The 21,026-nt window shown below is 56.1% G+C and carries 20 protein-coding genes; 7 read left to right on the top strand and 13 right to left on the bottom strand.

The genetic code is table 11. From position 1 onward, the window contains the following. Positions 1 to 281 precede the first annotated feature (281 nt). The gene (locus RT613_RS17945; protein ID WP_313617546.1) at positions 282 to 2,114 is read left to right on the top strand and encodes a methyl-accepting chemotaxis protein; all 1,833 of its coding nucleotides are present in this window, start codon (positions 282 to 284) and stop codon (positions 2,112 to 2,114) included. Positions 2,115 to 2,199: 85 nt separating this feature from the next. Here RT613_RS17945 and RT613_RS17940 read toward each other — a convergent pair whose 3' ends face one another. The 11 genes from RT613_RS17940 to RT613_RS17890 form a co-directional block, all read right to left on the bottom strand. Then, entirely contained in the window at positions 2,200 to 2,673 is a 474-nt protein-coding gene (locus RT613_RS17940; RefSeq protein WP_313617544.1) for a VOC family protein, read from the bottom strand. 108 nt (positions 2,674 to 2,781) lie between these two features. Beyond that, positions 2,782 to 3,267 (bottom strand): DUF523 domain-containing protein, encoded by a 486-nt coding sequence (locus RT613_RS17935; RefSeq protein WP_313617543.1) that lies wholly within the window; start codon positions 3,265 to 3,267, stop codon positions 2,782 to 2,784. 14 nt (positions 3,268 to 3,281) lie between these two features. Further along, positions 3,282 to 5,435: a glycine--tRNA ligase subunit beta gene (gene glyS / locus RT613_RS17930; protein ID WP_313617541.1), complete on the bottom strand. Its 2,154-nt coding sequence runs from the start codon at positions 5,433 to 5,435 to the stop codon at positions 3,282 to 3,284. A 224-nt stretch (positions 5,436 to 5,659) separates the two neighbouring features. After that, complete coding sequence (locus RT613_RS17925) at positions 5,660 to 7,588, bottom strand: DUF2207 domain-containing protein (RefSeq protein ID WP_313617539.1); 1,929 nt, start codon at positions 7,586 to 7,588, stop codon at positions 5,660 to 5,662. A 26-nt stretch (positions 7,589 to 7,614) separates the two neighbouring features. After that, positions 7,615 to 8,865 (bottom strand): 3-phosphoshikimate 1-carboxyvinyltransferase, encoded by a 1,251-nt coding sequence (locus RT613_RS17920; RefSeq protein ID WP_313617537.1) that lies wholly within the window; start codon positions 8,863 to 8,865, stop codon positions 7,615 to 7,617. A 52-nt stretch (positions 8,866 to 8,917) separates the two neighbouring features. After that, positions 8,918 to 9,469 carry a LemA family protein gene (locus RT613_RS17915; RefSeq protein WP_313617535.1) on the bottom strand — a complete coding sequence of 184 codons (552 nt, stop codon included), beginning with the start codon at positions 9,467 to 9,469 and terminating at the stop codon, positions 8,918 to 8,920. Between the two features lie 157 nt (positions 9,470 to 9,626). Continuing rightward, on the bottom strand, positions 9,627 to 10,559 hold the full coding sequence (locus RT613_RS17910; protein ID WP_313617585.1) for a glycine--tRNA ligase subunit alpha: 933 nt from the start codon (positions 10,557 to 10,559) through the stop codon (positions 9,627 to 9,629). Between the two features lie 196 nt (positions 10,560 to 10,755). Further along, positions 10,756 to 10,950, bottom strand: coding sequence for a hypothetical protein (locus RT613_RS17905; RefSeq protein WP_313617533.1), 195 nt, complete (start codon positions 10,948 to 10,950; stop codon positions 10,756 to 10,758). Between the two features lie 122 nt (positions 10,951 to 11,072). After that, a complete protein-coding gene (locus RT613_RS17900) occupies positions 11,073 to 11,930 on the bottom strand; it encodes a S49 family peptidase (RefSeq protein WP_313617531.1) in 858 nt (285 codons plus the stop codon). A gap of 144 nt (positions 11,931 to 12,074) precedes the next feature. Beyond that, positions 12,075 to 12,866, bottom strand: a complete 792-nt coding sequence (locus RT613_RS17895) for a tRNA1(Val) (adenine(37)-N6)-methyltransferase (protein WP_313617529.1) — start codon at positions 12,864 to 12,866, stop codon at positions 12,075 to 12,077. Positions 12,867 to 12,874: 8 nt separating this feature from the next. Continuing rightward, complete coding sequence (locus RT613_RS17890; protein WP_313617527.1) at positions 12,875 to 13,105, bottom strand: DUF2007 domain-containing protein; 231 nt, start codon at positions 13,103 to 13,105, stop codon at positions 12,875 to 12,877. A 108-nt stretch (positions 13,106 to 13,213) separates the two neighbouring features. Between RT613_RS17890 and RT613_RS17885 the strand changes: the two genes are divergently transcribed. From RT613_RS17885 to moaB, 4 genes are all read left to right on the top strand, one after another. Next, a complete protein-coding gene (locus RT613_RS17885) occupies positions 13,214 to 14,230 on the top strand; it encodes a polyprenyl synthetase family protein (RefSeq protein ID WP_313617526.1) in 1,017 nt (338 codons plus the stop codon). Positions 14,231 to 14,414: 184 nt separating this feature from the next. After that, positions 14,415 to 16,238, top strand: a complete 1,824-nt coding sequence (locus RT613_RS17880) for a tetratricopeptide repeat protein (RefSeq protein ID WP_313617524.1) — start codon at positions 14,415 to 14,417, stop codon at positions 16,236 to 16,238. Positions 16,239 to 16,246: 8 nt separating this feature from the next. Then, a complete protein-coding gene (locus RT613_RS17875) occupies positions 16,247 to 17,158 on the top strand; it encodes a 4-(cytidine 5'-diphospho)-2-C-methyl-D-erythritol kinase (protein ID WP_313617522.1) in 912 nt (303 codons plus the stop codon). Next, positions 17,155 to 17,691 (top strand): molybdenum cofactor biosynthesis protein B, encoded by a 537-nt coding sequence (moaB, locus tag RT613_RS17870; RefSeq protein ID WP_313617521.1) that lies wholly within the window; start codon positions 17,155 to 17,157, stop codon positions 17,689 to 17,691. The genes RT613_RS17875 and moaB overlap by 4 nt, the downstream gene beginning before the upstream one ends. Positions 17,692 to 17,709: 18 nt before the next feature. Here the strand turns inward: moaB and RT613_RS17865 are convergent, their stop codons facing one another. Continuing rightward, positions 17,710 to 18,237 carry a glycosyl transferase gene (locus RT613_RS17865; protein WP_313617584.1) on the bottom strand — a complete coding sequence of 176 codons (528 nt, stop codon included), beginning with the start codon at positions 18,235 to 18,237 and terminating at the stop codon, positions 17,710 to 17,712. 134 nt (positions 18,238 to 18,371) lie between these two features. Between RT613_RS17865 and RT613_RS17860 the strand changes: the two genes are divergently transcribed. Together RT613_RS17860 and RT613_RS17855 are read left to right on the top strand one after the other, a co-directional pair. Next, positions 18,372 to 19,529, top strand: a complete 1,158-nt coding sequence (locus RT613_RS17860) for a PA0069 family radical SAM protein (protein ID WP_313617519.1) — start codon at positions 18,372 to 18,374, stop codon at positions 19,527 to 19,529. A gap of 278 nt (positions 19,530 to 19,807) precedes the next feature. After that, positions 19,808 to 20,461: a ribonuclease HII gene (locus RT613_RS17855; protein ID WP_313617517.1), complete on the top strand. Its 654-nt coding sequence runs from the start codon at positions 19,808 to 19,810 to the stop codon at positions 20,459 to 20,461. Positions 20,462 to 20,522: 61 nt separating this feature from the next. On the opposite strand, the gene RT613_RS17850 is transcribed toward RT613_RS17855, so the two are convergent. After that, on the bottom strand, positions 20,523 to 21,026 hold a 504-nt coding region (locus RT613_RS17850), incomplete at its 5' end, for an IS3 family transposase (protein ID WP_313617515.1).

Here is a 21,026-nt window from a genome sequence, read left to right as displayed (position 1 = left end):
ATGTAGTACTTATAAGAACTCGACAAATATTCTCGCATTAGTTACATTTTTAAAACAAGCTCAACTTATTGATACTGGAAATAAAGAGCGAAATACTCGGCCGCTCAAATGGTTTTCCAAACCATAATTATGCAATTAAATATTTATTCAACAATATGTATTTTTTTAATGCATGATTGTGCGATGCAGCACGATGACCAGTGCAGGATGCGCTCTCCCTATTGATAGATATTGCCCCACCGTCGGTAAAAGTCGGTGCCGCAAAAGCGCGATGAGTAGATATGAAAAATCTTCCGATTTCCCGACAGTTGTTATTGCTGGTCATCACTTTGATGATCGCATTTGCCGGTGCCACATATTATCAGATCAGCTCTTCCGCGAACGCGATCTATGAAGAGCGCTATAACATGCTGCGCACGCAGGTTCAGTCTGCGGTGTCCATCCTCAAGGAGTACCATGCCAAGGAACAGGCTGGCACTTTGACGGCTGAAGAGGCCAAGAAGCAGGCTTACGCCGTCGTCTCGGCCATCCGCTACACGCCAGACGGCTACATGTTCGGTTACGACTACGACGTCAAAATGATGTTCCATCCCGAGGCGAAGCGCGTTGGCCAGAACTACAAGGGCCAGCCTGACAGCCAGGGTTACCAGTATCGTGACGAGCTGGTGAAGCTTGGTCGTGCCGGTGGCGGCCAGACTGATTTTTATGGTCCGAAGCCTGGCATGGAAGGTTCTTTCCTGAAAAGCTCTTATGCTCTGGCTTTCGAGCCGTGGCAGATTGTTGTTGTCACCGGTGTTTATGTTGACGATTTGCAGGCGCAGGTTCGTGCTTCCGTTCTCAAGGCACTGTCCCTTGGTATCGCCGTTCTTGTTCTCGGCGTCGGCGCTGCCTTGTTTGTCATCCGTGGCATTTCCAATCCGCTGGCCGATATTCACAAGGCATTGGGTGAAGTGGCCAATGAAAATGTTGCCATCAACATTCCCCACACGACCATGACCAATGAAGTGGGCATGATGGCCAAGGCGACCGCCTCTCTGCAGCAGAAGGTGCGCGAACGCCACGCAATGGTCGAGCGCCAGGAACAGCAGCAGCGCGAACTGAACACCGAGCGTCAGAACAACCTCGATCTGCAGCGCAGCGAGGCCGAACTTCAGGCCCATGTGGTGACGATCATCGGTCAGTCGCTTGAAAAGCTGGCACAGGGTGATCTGACCGTTCGTTGTGGCGATCTTGGTCCACGTTACGCAGACCTGCGCAGCAACTTCAACGAAGCCCTGACCCATCTTGATGCGGCCATGGCCAAGGTAAATTCCAAGAGCATCGACATTGGTGGCTCCAAGGAAGAAATCCGCAAGGCATCGAACGAGCTTTCCCAGCGCACCGAGCTGCAGGCGGCCAATCTCGAAGAAACCTCTGCAGCGCTTGACGAGCTGACCGTTGCGGTCCGCCAGACGGCCGAAGGCGCCCATGAAGCGGCAAAACGTGTCACAGCGATCAGTGGTGAAGCAAGCCGCAGCGACCTCGTCGTCGAGCAGGCCATCAGCGCGATGGGCGGCATCGAACAGTCCTCGGATGAGATTTCCAAGATCATCGGCGTGATTGACGACATCGCCTTCCAGACCAACCTGCTGGCACTGAATGCCGGTGTTGAGGCCGCGCGTGCTGGCGAGGCTGGCAAGGGCTTTGCCGTCGTGGCGCAGGAAGTGCGTGAACTGGCCCAGAAATCTGCAGCAGCAGCCAAGGAAATCAAGGATCAGATTGCCCGCTCATCCGGTCAAGTCGAAAACGGTGTGCGTCTGGTTGGCGAGGCTGGTGATGCGCTGAAACGCATTTCCGACCAGATCAAGTCGGCCAATGAAATTGTCACCAAGATCGCCCATTCGGCGTCCGAGCAGGATACGACACTGCGGTCGATCTCCTCGTCGCTCAACCAGCTTGACGCTGCCACCCAGCACAATGCGGCAATGGCAGAAGAAACCACAGCCTCGGCAGAAGCGCTTGCCGTGGATACCGAAGAACTGCTGACACTGATCCGCACCTTCCGTGTGTCCTCTGCATCCAATGCTGCTGGCAGCCTTTACGGCATGGGCCAGCAGATGCGCCGGGCAAGCTAAGACCGCGAGATAATATCAGACAAGACAAAAACGCCGGAGAGTGATCTCCGGCGTTTTTGTCTGGGCCATATCCCTGTGCCATATCTTAGCCGCGGCGGGCGGCTTCGATCTTTGCCACGTCGATCTTCTTCATGGTCATCATGGCATCAAAGGCACGTTTTGCTTCAGCTCCACCAGCGGCCATCGCCTGCATCAGTACACGCGGGGTAATCTGCCATGAAATGCCCCACTTGTCCTTGCACCAGCCGCACTCACTTTCTTCACCGCCATTACCGACGATAGCATTCCAGTAGCGATCGGTTTCTTCCTGGCTGTCGGTGGCGATCTGGAAGGAAAAGGCCTCATTGTGCTTGAACACCGGCCCACCATTCAGACCCACGCATTCGACACCGGCAACGGTGAACTCAACCATCAGCACATTGCCCTTCTTGCCTGAGGGGTAATCGCTTGGGGCATGATACACCTTTCCGACCTTGCTGTCAGGAAACAGATCGGCATAAAAATTGGCCGCCTCTTCCGCGTCGGTGTCATACCAGATGCAAATCGTGTTTTTGGCCATGGCTTATTCCTCCCAATCACAAGCTCATCAGGCATTAAAATGCGCAGCCGAGCCTATCGTTCCTTGAGGTGGGATATATCTGCGCGCAGGCAAAAGCCGGCTCAAGCATCACGCCGTCAACTGAACAAGCTGATCAATTTCGGCGTGGGAAAAAATGCTGATGCCCGCCTGCGCAAGAAGCGCTGCGGTGATGCCGTTGCCGGCATGTTTTATACCGGAGAAGGAGCCATCGTAAATGGCAATCGAACCACAGGAAGGGCTGCCATCGATCAGCAGGGCATAATCGCAGCCGTTGTCTCGCGCAAACGTCAGTGCCTTTTGCGCCCCGCGTATGAATTCGGCCGTCACATCACCACCGGTGATTTCCAGCACGCGGGCACGGCCCTCCAGCACATCAAGACCGGAGGCACTATTTTCAATTTCTGCGGGCGGGCGCGGCACCGACATGCCACCTGCCATTTCCGGGCAGATGGAAACCAGCCGACCCTCGTTTTTCCAGCGTTCTATGGCCGGATGGGAAAGCAGCTTCCCCTTGCCGTCATAGCGCACGGCATGGCCCAGAAGACAGGCGCTGATGAGGATTTTTCCGCCCACCAGACGCCCCGTTATCAGCCGGTAATCTTCGAGAAGTCGGCAACAGTGCCGGTTGCTTCGCGAATAGCCTTCAAGAGTGCCAGACGGTTGGCGCGGATGGCGGCATCTTCATCGTTGACCAGTACGTCTTCGAAGAATTTGTCGACCGGAGCACGCAACGTCGACAGCGCCTGCATGGCAGAACGGAAGTCTTCGCCGGCAACAGCCTTGGCGGCATCGGCAGACGAAACCTTGATTGCGCCGTAGAGTGCCTTTTCAGCGTCAAGCTTCAGCAGTTCTTCCGAAACACTGTCGGCAACCACTGTGCCCTTCTTTTCTTCTGCAGCCAGAAGCTGGGTGGCGCGCTTGGTGCCGGCCAGAAGGTTGATGCCATCCTGATCGGTGATGAAAGCCGTCAGCGCTTCAACGCGGCGTGCGACCATCAAGAGATCGTCTGATTCCGGTGTCAGAACCGCGTCAATCAGATCATAACGGGCACCGAGATCACGCAGGTACACTTTCAGGCGGTCATGGAAGAACGACAGGAGGTCCTGATCCTTGATAACCGACAGCAGCGGCAGGCGAACATTAACCTCCATGATGATGCGCACAACACCAAGGGCTGCACGACGCAGCGCAAACGGATCCTTGGAGCCGGTTGGCTTTTCATCGATGGCCCAGAAGCCCGTCAACGTGTCCAGCTTGTCGGCCAGCGCGACAGTCAGCGAGACCTTGTCACGTGGTACGAGGTCGGTCGGGCCCTGCGGCTTCCAATGTTCTTCAATGGCTGCGGCAACGCTTTCGTTTTCGCCCTGCAACAGCGCATATTTGCGGCCCATCAGACCCTGAAGTTCAGGAAACTCACCAACAGCTTCGGTACGCAGGTCAGCCTTGGCCAGCACAACGGCACGGTCAACCAGTGCCACATCGGCACCAACGACTGGCGCAAGCTGTTTTGCCAATGCGCTAATACGGGCAACACGTTCACCCTGCGTGCCAAGTTTGGCATGGAAGGTTACGTTGAGCGCGTCGAGTTTAGCCATGCGCTGATCAAGCGGCTTGCCGAGATCGAGGTTGAACTTCTCGGCAGATGCCTTCAGCGTCTCAAGGTCTGGCAGGTTGCCCTGGTCACGGGTCCAGAAGTGCTTGGCGTCAGACAGGCGTGCACGCACGACCTTGCCGTTACCGTGGATGATTTCCTTGCCGCCGTCGATTGCCTGGATGTTGGACACCAGAATGAAGCGGTTCGACAAACCTTCTTCTGCACCCTGTGGGCGCGTCACGAAACATTTCTGGTTGGTCTTGATGGTCAAACGGATGATTTCTGCCGGAATCTGCAGATAATCTTCCTCAAACGTTCCCATCAGCACCTGTGGCCATTCGACAAGGCCGGACACTTCTTCGAGCAGACCTTCGTCCTCGACCAGTTCCAGACCATTGGCAAATGCAATGTCCTTGGCATCATGCAGGATGATATCCTTGCGGCGCTCGGCATCGAGAATGACCTTGGCCTTTTCGAGGCTGGAGACATAGTCTTCAAAACGGCGAACCGTGATCGCTTCAGGCGCATGGAAACGGTGACCATAGGTCACGTTGCCAGCCACAATGCCATCGATTTCAAACGGAATGACCTGCGTCTCGTCATGTTCCGGACCAAACAGGCAAACGATGGACTGCAGTGGGCGTACCCAGCGCAAGCTTTCCGAACCCTTGCCTTCGATGCCAGCATAGCTCGAACCCTTTGGCATGGAGGCCGGGCCGGAGCGCATGGATTTCGGCCAAGGGAAACCACGGATGATGCCGGGCATGACGTCAGCAATGATATCTTCTGCCGGACGACCGGGCTTATTGACAACGGCGATATAGAAATCACCCTTCTTCGGATCGGAAACGACCTGCGCCTGCGAAATATCGCTCAAGCCGGCGCCACGCAAAAAGCCTTCGATCGCCTTTTCATTGGCGTCGGTGCGTGGACCCTTCTTTTCTTCCCTCACATCGGCAGATCGGGCGTTCAGACCACGAATGTCCAGCGTCAGGCGACGCGGCGTCCAGTATTCGCGTGCGCCATCATAGGTCAGGCCAGCCTCAACCAGCGCGTCAGTGACGAGCTTTTTCAGATCACCGGCCGCCTTGCGCTGCATGCGGGCGGGGATTTCCTCGGAGCGGAGTTCAAGCAGAAGATCAGGCATGGGATGAAAACTTTATCTGTTTCAAAAGAGTGTCGCGGACTTAGCAAGCCCTGTGAAAAAAGTCACCACGGCAAACGGTTAAATTACCGACAAGGTGCGGTTTATGCAGCGGATCGGGGCCAGCATCGATACGACAAGGCAAAATCACGCCAAAAAACCGAGCTGTTACGCTTCTCAGGTGCGGGGAATAACGGCTTCGCCCCACCCCGAACTCCCTTGCGAACTTACCAGCCGCCGCCGCCGCCACCGCCGCCACCACCGCCGGAAGAGCCACCACCACTGGAAAAACCGGAGGAAGAGCTTTTGGGAGGTGCTGGAATGGTTGAGGCAATTGTCGAGGCCATGGAGGACGAGAAACCGCCGATCCGATCGCCAAAACCGCCGCTGTAATTGCCGCCATACCAGGAAGGTGCGTAAGTGGCAGCAGCCGCTCCTGCTGCTGCCGTGGCGAGCCAGGTTTCAAATGCCCTGCTCCACGGTTTTTCCACACCCAGTGCCACGGCATAAGGCAGCAGCTTTTCAAAATGCGACGGTGACATCTCAGGGGCACCGGCCATGTTCATGCGGTCTTTTTCAGCCAATGTGAGATAGATGCGCAGTCCCTCAATGCCATCCATCATCTTGCGGCCAAGCGGGGTTGGCGCACCCATCAGGAAAATGAACAGGCCGTTGAGCAGTGCTATGCCGCCCAGAGCAAGAATGATCGGGAACTGGGCACTGTGGCTTAGATCGAACCACATCTCCGACATGATGCTTGCAAACATGCTGATCGCAGAAAACGCAAAGAAGGCCCCAACAACGATGCCAGCAATCTTCTTTGAAAGGCTGCTATTATCGCGCAAATTCTTGCCGATGACCGTTGCGGCAATACTGAAGAACACGGCAAAAAACATGCCGATGATTGCCGCTGCGATCACGTCTTCGTCCAGATCGCCAAACACCAGAACGGCGACTATAAAGGCGATACTGAGAAAAACACCAAACAGCGTATAACCGGCATTGGAATGGTAATATTTGCCGCTATGCTCTTTTTCGATCGACTGCCGGAACTGACTCCCAACCGTCTCGACCCTCTTGCCATTGGCCTTGTCAATGCGCAGTTCTGCCCCCGGCTCACCAATGCTCTGCAACAGTGCCTTTTGGCCGGTTGGCAGCGCTGGATCAGCCTTCTTGTCGGTGCGGCGAATGGTGATCGAACTTTTCAAGTCTTCGAGAACCACGAACCCTTTGACAGCAAGGTCAAGGGCGCTTGCCGAAAGTGCAATCCATCCAGCACCTGAAAAACCGTTATTATCTATGTAGTTCACCAGTGCTGGTGAAATCCCTTCCGGCGCATCCCAGCGCGGCACGACCACGCCCTTGGAAGGATCTCGACCCACCGCAAACCATGCCCTGAGGTAATAGAGAGCAATGACAATCAGTCCGACAAAGGACAGCAGATATCCGGCATTGTCGCGAAGGTACCACTGGCTTTCCTGCCCAGATGACGGTGGGGAAATGGCACCTTTCGGCAATTTGACGGCGATGGTCATGCCTTCGCCTTCCGCATAGGGCCGAGTGCTGGAGAAGAACACTTCGTTCCCCTCGGTCATCACCTGCGCATCTCCACTGGCCTGTCCTGCCGCTCCGGTAAAGACCGCTGTCTCGCTCGGGCTGACCCCATCCGGCAACACGACGGTTGCGGAAATTTCGGCCATGCGGAACTGCCAGCCATTGCCGGTCACATTCCAGTAGAGCTCGTCATAACCATCGAAATAACGGATCTGCCGTCCGGTGGTGTAGGTGATCTGGTAGGTATGTTCGCCGGGTTGCAACAGCCGATCGGCACTACCGGTGTAGATACGCACCCCGCCGGAAATACTCTCGGTGTGCCAGTCCTCTGGCATGCCGTCGCGCTCCACCGACACGATAGAAAAATCAACCTTGGTGCGGCGACCCTCGGCATTTTCGGCATAAAGCGGGAAGTCACGGAAAATTCCGCGCCTGATGGTGACGCCTTCGGAGTTGACCTTGATGGTTTCGGTCACCGTCAATTCGCTATTTGGCGCGACATCGATCACCGAATGATAGGACTGGATATATTCTTCCGCCAGAGCGGGCGAAACAGCCAAAAACAGCAGCAGGCCCAGTAGTCTTGCAACAAGGATTTTCATCCGGACCTCCTGCTGTTTCAGCAATTTCAAGCTTCTGTGTATTCAACCCCAAGCGAGGCCAGCGCCTTCCAGTATCCGGGGTAGGTCTTGCCCACACACAGCGGATTCTGGATGGCGATCCCACCGGTTTTCAGGCCAGCCAACGCGAAGCTCATGGCAATGCGGTGGTCGTGGAACGTGTCGATGGATGCCGTCACATTCTGTCCCGCCAGGGCAGGATCAGAATGAACGATCAGATCGTCACCTTCCTCATGTGCCAGACCTTCACGAATATTGTTCAGCCCCAGCGACAGGGCACGCACACGGTCGCATTCCTTGACACGCAGATTGGCGATGCCGACGAAACGCACTGGCGTTTTGTTATAGGCAGCAAGAACCGCAATGGTCGGAATGGCATCCTGCATCTGGCTGCCGTCAATGACCGCTGGCAGATTGGGAAATTGCGCAATCACGTCATAGGCGCGGGCATCCGGCTGCGAGAACTTGTCGGCCGGTGTACCGATATCGATCTTGCCACCGGTCAGCACTTCTGCGCCCCAGAGATAGGTGGCAGCAGATGCGTCTGGCTCAATGTGGAAATCGGTTGCGGTGTAGCCGGTGGGCTCAACACGCCAGACAGCCGGGCTGACGCGTGTGACCTTGGCACCGAATGCTTCCATGGCTGTGACGGTGAGATCGATATAACCCTTGGCACCGATTTCCTCGCCCGCCAAAATGATATCGATCGGTTTACCCGCGCAGGCGGCTGCCATCAGCAGCGCCGACACATACTGGCTGGACAGATTGGCGTCGATGGTCACCTTGTCATTGAGAAAGCCTTTTTTGCCACACACGGTGACTGGCGGGCATCCGGTCGGTGCATCGGCCTCAACGCCCAGCGAGCGCAGGGCCTCCACCAGTGGTGTGATGGGACGTTTGCGCATATGTTCGTCGCCATCAACGATGACGGCCCCGTCAACCAGTGCGGCAGCGGCCGTCAAAAAGCGGGTCGCCGTACCTGCATTGCCCAGAAACAACGGGTTTTCCGGCTGGCTGAGATAACCTTTGCTCTCCACCACAAAAGTTGTTTCATCCGGCTCATCAACTGTCACGCCCATGGCACGCAGCGCGTCAGCCATATAAAGCGTGTCATCGCTTTTCAGCGCGCCGGTCAGCCGGCTAACGCCCTTGGCCATGCCGGCCAACAGCAGCACACGGTTGGTGATTGATTTCGAGCCGGGAGGCTGCACCTTACCGGTAAGAGGTCTGCCGGGAGGAGTAATCGTCAATTCGGTCATTTGCATCTCATGGTTTCCCGCGCAAGCGGGATGACGCCCTGTTGTCGGCGTTTCAGAATTTCACGGAAGGAACGGCGCGATCTGCTTCGTTGGTGATTTCGAAATAGCTGGCTTTGCTAAAGCCGAAATTCCGCGCCACCAGATTGGACGGGAAGCTTTCCACCTTGACGTTCAGATCACGAGCCGCGCCGTTGTAATACCGACGTGACATCTGGATCTCACCTTCAAGAGTTTCAAGGGAGGCCTGCAAATCGAGAAAGCCCTGATTGGCCTTGAGGTCGGGATAGGCTTCAGCCAGGGCAAACAGCTTGCCCAGTGCCTGTCCCAGCATGCCTTCGGCCTGCGCACGTCCCGCAACATCACCAGCGGGAACAGCCTGCGCCTTGTTGCGAAGGTTTATGACCTCTTCCAGCGTGCTTTTTTCGTGGGCTGCATAGCCCTTCACCGTTTCGATGAGGTTGGGGATCAGGTCTGCACGGCGCTTGAGCTGCACGTCGATGCCCGACCATGCCTCCTCCACCATCTGCCGGGATTTGACCAGCCCGTTATAAACGATGACGGCATAAACAAGAACGGCAGCGATAATCGCAAGCGCAGTAAACATTCAGGACACCCCTCTCCTACGTGACCACTGAGAGCATGAAGTCCGCTCTCACTGAAGTGGTAGCGGCAACTTCATGTTCCAGGTCATTTGCTGCGGGACAATATTCCCTCCCCGGAATATTGTCACTGCTTGTCTGTGCGCAAACGGTTCGCCCTGTTCAGGCTGCCTTGTTCCAATTTGCGCCACCGGCATCGGTGAGCAGGAATGCTTCGCCGCAAGCCTTGGCCAGCGTGCGAACCCGCAAGATGTAGCTCTGGCGCTCGGTAACCGAGATAACGCCGCGGGCATCCAGCAGGTTGAAGACATGGCTTGCCTTGATGCACTGGTCATAGGCCGGAAAAACGCACTTGTGCAGCGCCTGGTTGCTGTCATCGCCTGGCGCACCGGCTGCCAGCAGTGCCTGGCATTCCTTTTCCGCATCTATGAAGTGGCGATGCAGCATTTCAGTGTTGGCAAATTCGAAGTTGTGACGGGAATATTCCTGTTCTGCCTGCAGGAAGACATCGCCGTAGGAGATTTTCTCGTCGCCTTCGCGGCCGTTGAAGTTCAGGTCGTAAACATTGTCCACGCCCTGCACATACATGGCAAGACGCTCAAGACCGTATGTCAATTCACCAGCAACAGGCGAGCATTCAATACCGCAAACCTGCTGGAAATAGGTGAACTGCGACACTTCCATGCCATCGCACCAGCATTCCCAGCCAAGGCCCCATGCGCCAAGCGTCGGGCTTTCCCAGTCGTCTTCAACAAAACGTACGTCGTGCAGCAACGGGTCAAGACCAATGGCGCGCAGCGAACCGAGGTACAGCTCTTGCAGATTGGACGGGTTCGGCTTCAGAATGACCTGATACTGGTAATAATGCTGCAAGCGGTTGGGGTTTTCACCATAACGGCCATCCGACGGACGGCGCGATGGCTGCACGTAAGCGGCCTTCCACGGTTTTGGGCCGAGAGCGCGCAATGTCGTTGCAGGGTGGAACGTACCAGCGCCCACTTCCATATCATAAGGCTGCAAAACGGCGCAGCCCTTGTCAGCCCAGTAGTTATGGAGCGTCAGAATGAGCGCCTGAAAAGAACGCTTTGGGTTCATATGATCTGGAACGTCGGTCATGGGATAGGCCAGCACTTGCTTATTTCGGATGCGGACAGGTGCCACGACCGGCGCGACGGGTCAAGGTTTTATGCGTTCCAGACAGAGACTGAGCAGTTGCTGGAGCCGGTTGCGCACAGGCACAGCCAGCTGTGACTTTTCAACCGGCAGCAATCACCGTTCGAATGTTTAAAGATCAGACCTCATCATCCTTTTTGAGACGATATTCACCTGTTTCCGGATCCTTGACCAAAGTACCTGTTGCGCCGGTTTCCTTTTCCTTGCGCTCTTGCCGTGCGCGTGCAGACAGCTTTTCCGCATCGGAGATAAACCGCCGATACAAAAGCAGAGCCCCGCCGATCAGGACCACCAGAAAGATAATTTGCGCCATACTGCGTTCCCCTTGGCACGATTGGCCAAAAACAGCGGATGAACTTGGCCATTCCCGCTGCCTTGTCTTTTTTGTTTGATGTCGGGCTTTTTAAACAGCCTCACATATCGACGCGAGGCGGATTACAGGCCGAAACGTCCCCACAATGCCTTTTCTTCAGCCACCTCCGCAAGTCCTGCAACAGAGGCTGCGGCAATGTGTTCCGCGTTCAGCGACACGCCAGGAACCCGTTTCCCGAACAGGCTTCGCGCACCTGTAACCAGTTCCAGCCGCACCTTCTTGCCATAACGACGGCGCAACACGTCGCGCATGTCACCCAAACCATCGATCAAACCGAGGTCAAGACCGCGCATGCCGGTCCAGAACAGACCGGAAAAAATAAACGGATCATCCGCCAGTTTGTCGCCACGGCGCATCCGCACCATATCCATGAAAACCTTGTGAATTTCGATCTGCAGGGTTTTCAGATATTCAACGTCGCTTTCCTTTTCCGGCTGGAAAGGATCGAGGATCGCCTTGTTTTCACCGGCGGTATAAACGCGCCGTTCGACACCGATCTTCTTCAGCAGTTCCGGAAAACCGAACCCGCCGGACACGACACCGATGGAACCAACAATCGAGGTCGGATCGGCAATGATTTCGTCACCGGCAAGCGCGATCATGTAACCGCCTGACGCGGCCACATCTTCCACAAAGATCAGGACCTTCTTGTCATTTTCTTCGGCCAGCATCCGAATGCGCTGATAGATCATCCGCGACTGCACCGGCGATCCCCCCGGTGAGTTCAGCGAGATGGCGACGACCGGCGCGTCCTTGTTGGAAAAGGCCTTTTCAAGCAGTGGCGCATAGGTGGCGAGATTGAGGGCCGGACGGAACTGGCTGCCACCTGCCATGATAGCGCCATGCATTCTCACCACCGGGATCACAATCTCCCGTTTGCGAAAACGCTTGGGCAAAAGCCGCCTCAAAAAACCTGCCATATACCTGCCTCTGCTACTTATTTGCGGACGCCACGCTGCGAAAACCGCACCAGTTTTCAGCAAGTATGAAGCATCCTGCTCTCGTTTGGTGATGTATGCATCGAAGCGTCAAACGCAATGGCCAGCAATAAAAAATCTTTGATTTCAACCGGCTTTCAGGGGCTTGCGCGCATAGGCCGCACGGCCATTGCTGAGATCATCAACGAAACTGGAAAAGGCGTGGCCTTCCTGTGCATGCATGACCAAGGCTGCACGGAAAGAGAGGCGCGCACGCGATCCCTTTATCGCGGTGACCAGCACACGGACGGCATTTTGGCCGGGACGCGGATGAACAAGGGTTATTTCAAGACCGCCAAAACGCTTGCCGCAAGCACTGATCAGCTCGCCAACCGATTCCGGTCTGGCGATAAGGGAAAGCTGACCTCCTGGAATCAGGACGGCCGCAGCCGTTCGCAGCCAGTCCTCAAACAATGTTTCCGTCATGGCATGCGCCTGCGCCTTCAGACCATCCGGCGTGCGGCGGTCCGAGGCATCATTGAAAGGCGGGTTCATGATCACATGATCAAAATAATTATCCTGCAATCCGGCTTCTGCACGGGCCTTGGCCCGCAGCGTCACATCGGCTGCATGCACCGAAATACGGTCTGCAAAATAGGCGTTTTGCGGAAGTTTCAGGCTTCGCTCGGCAAAGGCAACCATTTCGTCCGAACGTTCGAACAGGGAAACCTCAGCCTTTGGCAGGCGCGACGCCACGGCCATGCCGGCAGCGCCAGCCCCGGCCCCAAGATCGGCAACGCGGCACATCCGGTCATCTGCCACAAGCGAGGCAAGCAACATGGCATCCATGCCGGAACGATGCCCGCGCCCCTTTGGCTGCGCCACCAGAAAACGCCCACGATGAAAGGCATCGATTGTTTCGTCATCACTCCCAGACATTGGCAGCCTCAGGCCTTGTCGTCACGCAATTCGGCAGCAAGACCTGCTTCGCGCAGAATGGCGCGGGCCTCTTCTGCACGCCCTTCCTCGACAAGAAAACGCCGAGGCAAAAGGCCTAGTGACCCTTCCAATATGCTCATGGACTGGTCTGCTATCATGCAATGAATCCCCGCTTCACTCAAAAGTGTTTCCGCGAAGGACAGAAGAACCGCATCGTTTGTGCGGATTATTTCCAGCATATCAACGATAATCCCATAATTTTGAATGCCCAGTGGCAATTCGCCACTTGCCGCGCAAAGCGCCCCTTTCTATTGTCCAATCGAAATTATGAACAGGAGTCCGGGCCGTTGGGCATCGTCATACCGCTTGAAGAGAGCAAAAACAAACACGCATCCGTAAAACCGCTCGTCGAGCTGACAAAAGCAGACATGGAGCGGGTGAATCAGCTTATTCTTTCCAAGGCTGGTTCGGATGTGCAGATGATCCCGGAGGTCGCCAACCATCTGATCTCCTCCGGTGGCAAGCGCCTGCGCCCCATGCTCACCCTCGCCTCTGCCGCCATGTTTGGTTATACGGGCGATCACCATATCAAACTGGCAACCAGCGTCGAGTTCATGCACACGGCAACCCTGCTGCATGATGACGTGGTGGACGAAAGCAATCTGCGCCGCGGCAAATCCACGGCACGCACCATCTGGGGCAACCAGGCCAGCGTTTTGGTGGGCGACTTCCTGCTCGGCCAGGCCTTCCGCATGATGGTGGAAGTTGGTTCTCTCGATGCACTTGATGTTCTGTCCACTGCCGCTTCGGTCATTGCCGAAGGTGAAGTTCTGCAGCTTTCCGTTGCCAAGAACATGGAAACGACGGAAGACGATTATCTCTCGGTTATCCGCGCCAAGACTGCCGCCTTGTTTGCTGCGGCCGCTGAAGTTGGCCCGATCGTTGCCAAGACAACCAAGGCCGAGCGCAATGCGCTGAAATCCTACGGCATGAACCTTGGCCTTGCCTTCCAGTTGGTGGATGACGTTCTCGATTACGGCGGCAAGGCTGCCGACCTCGGCAAAAATGTCGGTGACGATTTCCGTGAAGGCAAGATCACCCTTCCGGTGATCCTCTCTTATCGTCGCGGCAGCGCCGACGAGCGGTTGTTCTGGAAAAACGCCATTGAAAACGGCGAAAGCTCCGACGAGAACCTCGAAAAAGCGCTTGGCCTAATCACCAAATACAACGGCCTTTCCGACACCATCACGCGCGCCGTGCATTATGGCACGATTGCCCGTGATGCGCTTGCACCACTGCCGGAAACGCCATGGAAATCCGCGCTGATGGAAGTGATCGATTTCTGCATCGAACGTGTGAACTGAGGCGGCGCAGCGCGCTGCCAAAGTTTTGAACCAACGGCTGGCTCGCTGGCGAAAAGCCATTTCCACGACGTCACGCAATCAAAAACGGATTTGGTTGCGAGCCTGCTCCAAAAAAGCCATTCTGTTGTGACGAAGAATGGCAAGTTGTATTTTCAGTGCTTCGGCACCAATCAAGGGTTTCCACATGCGGCGCAAACCAGCATCTCGTTTTCTCTGTGGCGTGGCTTTTCTGGCCTCTCTCACCATGGGTGTGGTGCCGCAGATAGCCCATGCTGAAACGAAACCCGCTGAAAAGGCCGACACGTTCGATCCATCCAAGGTCAATTCATTCTCAGGCGCGTTTCTCGCAGCCCGGACAGCGGATGTTGATCAGGATTATACAACGGCGATTACCCTTTATACCAAGGCTCTGGATTTCGACCCTGCCAATACGGAAATTCGCCAGCGTCTGATGATTGCGCAGTTGCTGAATGGCAATTTCGATCAGGGTGCAAAAATTGCCGAAAGCCTCAAGGACGATTCGTCCGTCGAGCGCGTCACCACCATCGTGCGTGCGCTTGATGCTATGCGCAAAAAAGAGTTCACGGCAGCCGAAAAACTGTTGAAGTACACCGGCCCGAATGACCTCGACAAAATGGTCAACACGCTTTTGACCGCGTGGGCCACAGCCGGATCCGGCAAGAGCAAGGAAGCCCTTGCGATGATCGACGGCATGAAGGGCCCCGGCTGGTACGCCATTTTCAAGAATTATCATGCCGGTGCCATGGCGCTGGTCGCTGGCAACATTGAGGTAGCGCGTAGCCGCCTCAACGCCGCCATCACCGACCGTGAAGGTGGTGCCACCGCCAGCGACACCTATATGCGTGCGGTCATGGCACTTGCCCGTCTGGAGGCAAAGGCTGGCAACAAACAGAAGGCACTGGACGCCATTTCTGTCGGTGACGACTTTGCCAACAACTATGCCCCGTTGAAGGCTCTGCGCGAAAGCATTGAAAAGGGTGAGAAGCCAGACCAGCAGGTCACCACCGCAACGGAGGGTGCCGCAGCCGTTCTGTTTTCCATCGCCGGCGCGCTGAACCGCGAAGGTGCGGAAGAAATCGTCACGCTTTACCTGCAGGTTGCCAACGAGCTGGATTCCAACAGCGCCGATACGCTGATCCTGCTCGGCGGTCTTGCCGAAAACCTCAAGCAGCCTGAACGTGCCATCGAATTTTATTCGAAAGTGCCAGCCAATTCGCCAATGCACCGCATTTCCGAATTGCAGCTCGGTCTTACCCTTGCCCAGACCGGCAAGGTGGATGAGGCACGGGCGCACCTGAAATCGCTGTTGGCATCTGACCCTAACGATATTCGCAGCTACCTCGCCTATGGCAGCGTTCTTTCCGATGCCAAAGACTACAAGGCAATGGCTGAGAACTACGACAAAGCCGTTGAAATCCTCGGGCCAGTGGCAAAGCGTGGCGACTGGGCCGTGTATTTCCAGCGCGGCATTGCCTATGAGCGCCTGAAGGAATGGGACCAGGCCGAGCCCAACTTCAAGAAGGCTCTGGAACTGAATCCGGAACAGCCGCAGGTTCTCAACTATCTCGGTTATTCCTGGGTCGACAAGAACTTGCACCTCGACGAAGCGATGGACATGATCCGCCGCGCCGTGGAGCTTCGCCCCAATGACGGTTACATCGTCGATTCGCTCGGCTGGGCACATTATCGCCTCGGCCAGTTTGACGAGGCGGTTGTCGAACTGGAGCGCGCAATTGAACTGCGTGCTGGTGACCCAACCATCAACGACCACCTTGGTGATGTTTACTGGCGCGTCGGCCGCAAGGTTGAAGCTGTTTACCAGTGGAACCGCGCATTGATCGGCGACAGCGATGATGTTGATAAAGCCAAGGTGAAGGAAAAGATCGCCAATGGCCTGCCGCCATTGGAAAAGGATGCGGAAAATACCGCGAAGAAGGACGCAAAGCCGGAAGAGCCGGCAGCACCGACGCCAGACAAAAAATCCTGATTTGACGCATGACCATCAAGGCCTTTTCCGGAGCGGCAGAGTTTTCTGAAACCGCTCCGGCCAAAATCAACCTTGCCCTGCATGTGGTGGGGCAAAGGGCGGATGGCTATCATCTGCTCGAAACACTGGTCACATTCACCGATGCCGGTGACAGGCTGTTTTTTGCGACGGCTGATGAGGACCATTTCTCGATTTCCGGCGCCTTTGCAGCAAAGCTCACCGACAATGATGGTTTAAGCGACAATCTGGTGCTGCGCGCCCGCGATCTGTTGCGACAGGCCGTTGTAGCCAGCGGACAGACTGCACCGCCCGTGGCGCTTGAGCTGGAAAAGAACCTGCCGATCGCTTCAGGCATTGGGGGCGGCTCTGCTGATGCAGCCGCGACCCTGCGTGGGCTCTTACGTTTCTGGAGCTGCACGCTGCCACAGGCCACACTAGACAACATTGCACTGTCGCTTGGTGCCGATGTGCCGATGTGTTTTGCCGGCACGCCCCTGATGGCGCGGGGTATCGGCGAGGAACTGACATCGCTGCCTGAATTGCCCACCTTTGCCATGGTGCTGGCAAACCCTTTGATCGGCGTTTCGACACCTGAGATTTTCCGCAGGCTCACCATAAAAAACAACCCGGCCATTCCGACGTCCTTGCCGCAGGCGAGTGGTGACTGGCCAGCCTTCGTTGCCGGGCTGCGCAATGATCTGCAGGCCCCCGCCATCGCCGCTCTGCCTGTCATCAGCGAAGTGTCGCAGCTGCTAGAAGAACAGGGCGCCAGCCTTGTGCGCATGTCCGGTTCGGGTGCGACCTGCTTTGGTCTTTTCTCGTCCTTTGAGGCAGCACAGAAAGCCGAGACCGTATTGAAAGACCTACGGCCAGACTGGTATTTTCAGGCAACTATGACGAAACAGGAAGCCCAGCCATGAGCGACAGCCCCCGCCAGTTCATTCCGGTCAATATTGCCGTTTTGACTGTGTCCGACACGCGTACGCTGGACAATGACAAATCCGGTGACACGCTGGTTGCCAGAATAACCGATGCAGGTCACAAGCTGGCAGACCGCGCCATCGTGCCGGATGACAAGCAAGCGATTTTCAACACCGTTCGTGACTGGACATTGTCGGATGCTGTGGACGTGGTGATTACCACGGGTGGCACGGGGTTTACCGGGCGCGATGTCACGCCTGAGGCACTGGAGCCGCTGTTTGAGAAACGCATGGACGGTTTCTCAGATGTCTTTCACCGCATTTCCTATGACAAGATCGGCACGTCTACCATCCAGTCACGCGCCACCGGTGGCGTGGCCAATGCCACCTATATATTCGTGCTGCCCGGCTCTCCAGGTGCCTGCAAGGATGCGTGGGATGGCATTTTGAAAGCGCAGCTCGATTACCGCCACATGCCGTGCAATTTCGTTGAGATCATGCCGCGTCTGGATGAGCATCTCAAACGCGGATAACCGCTTTGGCGGCCTCAGCTATCGCTGCTCACGGGCCGCCGTGACCACCCAGGACGGAATGATTTCGGCACTGAGACGCCGCATTTTTTGACCACGGGCAAAATGCGACAAAGCCATGCCCGATTTTGCCAGACTGGCGGCCTGATGTTTGGGCAAAAGCAGGCCATATTCCAGAGGCGGTTGTTTCTTCACGATACGACGCAGCAATGGGCGTTTGTAATTGCGGGACGGAGAAAATCGTGCCGGAACCCGGTTCAGGGCCACATATTCCTGAATGTCCTCAATCCAGCCGCTTTGTGGGCGGGCACCCGGCTCCATCAACAGCAGCCATTCACCCCGCGCCGATTCGACGACATCCTTTATATCCCATTCGCCGTGAAACCGGCAGCCAGCCGCATCCGCGACGCGCGATGAACCATCGCGCGAACCGTGGTCCAATATAACGACATCACTCACCAGCCCTTCGACAGCACCGGAAACAAGCGTGGACAGCGTGTGCGCCAACTCCGGTTCCTGATCGCGGCATTCCATGATTACGGTCAACATAGGTAAAAGCATTATCGTATCGCGAAAAAAAATTCCACAGTCTGTTTACACAGTTTGTTCTTGCAATGTTCTCATTTGTGGCATAGGAATTTAGTCATCGAGGCGACAGAGTCGTTTTCGCACGGAGCAACCAGATGACAAACCATATGCTTTCGGGGCAAGCCGCATTCGCGCCTGCCCATACGGCAGATATTGCCAACGCGCTTGCAAATGCATCCGGCCTGCGTATCGAGATTGATCGCCGCCGAGGGCGCGGTGCTGGGCTTAATCCGCCGGGACGTTTCGAGGCCGAGACACGAGAAGCCTTTGACGACGGTTGGCAGACGCTGGAAGACCTGCCTGCCTTCAAGACCGAGGTGCAGGTCGAAAAGCCGCGCTCAATCATCACCCGCAACGAATCGCCCGATATCCCGTTTGATCGTTCCATCAATCCTTACCGTGGTTGCGAGCATGGCTGCGTCTATTGTTTTGCGCGTCCGAGCCACAGCTATATGGGCCTGTCCGCCGGTATTGATTTTGAAGCGCGGCTGTTTGCCAAGCCTGATGCTGCGAAACTTCTGGAACGGGAACTGGCAAAGCCCGGCTACAAACCGCGCACCATTGCCATTGGCACCAACACCGATCCCTACCAGCCGATCGAACGGGAATGGCGCATCATGCGGCAGATCCTTGAAGTTCTGGCCAAGGCTGAACATCCGGTCGCCATCGTGACAAAATCGGCTCTGGTGACCCGCGATATCGATCTGCTCGTCCCCTTGGCAAAGAAGGGGCTGGTCAAGGTGGCACTTTCGGTAACCACGCTGGACAAGAAGCTGGCCCGCAGTATGGAGCCGCGCGCCTCAACGCCGGAAAAACGGCTCGACGCGATCAGGCAGTTGACTGACGCCGGTATTTCCACCTCGGTCATGGTCGCACCAGTCATTCCTTCTCTGAACGATCATGAGATCGAGCGCATCCTTGATTCGGCAAAGGCAGCAGGCGCCACCGAAGCCAGTTATGTATTGCTGCGACTGCCACTCGAAGTCAGCCCGCTATTTCGTGACTGGTTGTTGCGCAACTACCCTGATCGCTACAGGCATGTCATGTCGCTCATCCGTTCCATGCGCGATGGCAAGGATTACGATGCCGAGTTTGGCAAACGCATGAAGGGCGCCGGTCCCTACGCGTGGCAGATTGGCAGACGTTTTGAAATGGCAACCAAACGCCTCGGCATGGTGCGTCGTGGCATCCAGTTGCGCGACGACCTGTTTGTACCACCAGGAGGCGCTGGCGTGCAGCTTTCGCTTCTCTGAACCTCTCACACTGCCGCAGGCAGGCAGTTTCGTCCGTGGTCATTCGTTGACCCAGGGGCTACTTCCATTGCCTGGAGCGTGGTTACATTTGAACGACATCGTTCGCGTCGTCCCTGCCGCGAACCGATCCCCGGACCGCTTTGTGATGACCCCACCGCTTTTGTCATGATGACAGGGGCTGGTCAGCAGAACCACCTTTGCCGCCGCTCTGGTACTTGCTGCAATTTCATCACACCGGGGCTTGCAGGAGATCGGGTTGGCATGCGAGTTTCCGCCGCATGAAAAAGCGTATGCCACCCGACTCTCCTGTCCTTTTTGATTTCGCGCCAACAGGTCCGGATTTCAGCATTGAAACCGATTGCCGCAAACAGGGTTTCTGGCCGGTTGCGGGCACCGATGAGGCCGGGCGCGGGCCGCTGGCAGGACCGGTGGTTGCTGCGGCTGTTATTCTCGATCCTGATAATATTCCCGATGGGCTGAACGATTCCAAACAGCTTTCCAAAGCTAGACGTGAAAGCCTGTTCGAGATCATTCTCAAGACCTCGATTGTCTCCATCGCCTCATCGTCGCCTGCAACGATTGATGACAGGAATATTCTGCGCGCCAGCCTCGATGCCATGCGCCGCTCGATCCTGGGACTGACGACACGCCCGGCAATCATTCTGGCCGATGGCAAGGATGTGCCACCCGGCATCGCATGCCCCGGTCGCGCCGTCATCAAGGGTGACAGCCGCTCCGTTTCCATCGCCGCCGCCTCGATCATTGCCAAGGTGATGCGTGACAGGATGATGGAGCAAGCCGGAGAGCTGTATCCAGAATATGGCTTTGCTGGCCATGCCGGTTACGGCACAGCAGCCCACAGACAGGCCATTGAGGAGCACGGCGCCTGTCCCTTGCACCGCATGAGCTTTCGCCCCCTTCGCAAGGATTGAGGCAACAGATGTCTAACGAAATACTGGACTTGCTTCGGAAAAGTGGAGAGGCGATTTCAGTTCAAGCGGCCAGTCTCTCGAACTGTGCGGGGCTTAGGTAGTCAAGCGCAGAGTGTCGCCTGATGGGATTGTAGAAGCCATCGATGTATCGGGCAATGGCGATTTTGGCCTGTTTGCGTGTGTGGTAGACGGTTCTCCAGATCAGCTCTGATTTCAGCGTCTTGAAGAAGGTTTCGACCATCGCGTTATCGTAACAATTTCCCTTTCCCGACATCGAGATCAGGATGCCATTTCTGCGCAGTATGGCCTGATAATCCATGGCACAATATTGACTGCCGCGGTCGGAGTGATGGATCAGGCCGGGCTTTGGACGACGCATGGTAATGGCTTTTCGAAGAGCATTGATGGCCAACTCGCGGTGTAGCCTATCGCTGACATCCCAGCCGATGACGCGGCGTGAGAACATGTCGATAACGACCGCCAGGTAAAGCCAGCCCTCACGGGTCCAGACATAGGAAATATCGACACCCCATTTCTGGTTGGGGTCGGTTGCGGCAAAATCCTG

The sequence above is a fragment of the Agrobacterium sp. genome (assembly GCF_032092815.1).
Classification (GTDB): domain Bacteria; phylum Pseudomonadota; class Alphaproteobacteria; order Rhizobiales; family Rhizobiaceae; genus Agrobacterium.
Note: the sequence above shows the minus strand (reverse complement) of the source record. Positions and strands in the feature narration are given on the sequence as shown.